Origin of the sequence: Actinoplanes sp. NPDC020271, from assembly GCF_044388125.1 — a bacterium.
Taxonomy (GTDB): domain Bacteria; phylum Actinomycetota; class Actinomycetes; order Mycobacteriales; family Micromonosporaceae; genus Actinoplanes.
On record NZ_JBIRWQ010000084.1, the window covers coordinates 1 to 1,663 of the forward strand.

Sequence of the window (1,663 nt, forward strand, 5' to 3'; positions counted from 1 at the left end):
CCTCGGCCCTTCGTTAAGGGCTGTCCAAGGAGTGGGCCGGAAACGCAGAAGTGCCTTCTGATCAGGGAAAATAGGGCTTGTCGAAGGTCCTATGTTCCTGTCACGGAAGGCACTTGCTGGGTGAAGAGTACCCGAACGCGTCCGAAGATCATGGTTACCGGGGATGGACGAGGCGTGGTCGGTCACGCCGGTGCCCGGCTACTCGCCGACCTGGCCGACACGACCGGTCTGACCAGCGCGTTCAGTGAGGCTCTGGCAGGGTTGCGGCAGCGCCGGGGCGGGCATGACCCGGGCCGGATCGCCGTTGATCTCGCCGTCATGCTGGCCGACGGCGGTGAGGCCATCGCCGACCTCGCGGTGCTGCGTGATCAGGCCGGCCTGTTCGGGCTGGTCGCGTCCGACCCGACCGCGTGGCGGCTGTTATCCCAGCTCGACGCCACCATGCTGACCGAACTGCGGTCCGCCCGGGCACACGCGCGTGAAGTCGCCTGGGCCCAGCACGCCGACATCCGTGGTGACCTGCCACAACCGACGGTTGCCGGCCAGCAAGTCGACGGCTTGGTCCTGGACATCGACGCGACCATCGTGATCTGCCATTCCGAGAAGGAATCAGCGACCCGCACCTGGAAGAAGACGTTCGGGTTCCATCCGCTGTTGTGTTTTCTGGACAACACCGGCGAAGCGTTGTCCGGGCTGCTGCGTGAAGGCCGGGCCGGATCCAACACCACCGCCGACCACATCACCGTCCTTGACCAGGCTCTCGCCCAGATTCCCGACGCGGTCCGGTACGGCACGCCGATCCTGCTGCGCGCTGATTCAGCCGGGTCAAGCCACGGGTTCCTCGCCCACATCCGGTCCTTGCGCGAGCAGCATCTGGACATCCGATTCAGTGTCGGCGCCGCGATCACCGAACCGTTGCGGACGGCGATCCGGGCGGCGACCGACTGGGTCCCCGCCGTCGACACCGACGGTGACCTGCGGGACCATGCCGAGGTCTGCGAGATCACCGGATCGTTCGACGCGGCCGGCTGGCCGGAAGGCACCCGATTCCTGGTCCGCCGCGAACGCCCGCATCCCGGCGCCCAACTGAGCCTGTTCGACACCATCGAAGGCTGGCGGCATCAGGTCGTCGCCACCGACACCCCACCCGGCGGCGGCAGCATCCAGCACCTGGAGGCCCGGCACCGGGCACACGCCCGCGTCGAAGACCGCATCCGCACCGGCAAGAACACCGGCTTCGGCCGGTTCCCGTCCCGCGTCTTTGCGATCAACCAGGCCTGGCTGCAACTCGCCCTGACCGGCATCGACCTACTCGCCTGGACCCGCAACCTGCTCCTGGACGGCGACCTGGCCACCGCCGAACCCAAGAAACTGCGCTACCGGCTGCTGCACGTCGCCGCCCGGATCACCCGCACCGCCCGCCGGACCCGCCTCGCCATCGCCGCCAACTGGCCCTGGACCAGCGCCCTGACCAGCGCATTCAACAAGCTCGCCGCGCTACCCCGGCCCACCGGCTGACCCCACAGCACACGCCCCGACCAGCGATCACGGAGGAACCCGGCCCCGCTCCGGGCATTCAGCATGCCCTCAAAACAGCGAGAGACACGCGAATCAGATTCATTGACCAGAAGCTATGAGCCGACGCTCAAGTGAAAGACCGAGG

Annotated in this window: 1 protein-coding gene; it reads left to right on the forward strand. The window is 67.5% G+C overall.

Annotated elements, in window-relative coordinates:
• The first annotated feature begins 120 nt into the window (after positions 1–120).
• Complete coding sequence (locus ACH442_RS47995) at positions 121–1,518, forward strand: IS1380 family transposase (RefSeq protein ID WP_396344920.1); 1,398 nt, start codon at positions 121–123, stop codon at positions 1,516–1,518.
• The last annotated feature ends 145 nt before the right edge of the window (positions 1,519–1,663 follow it).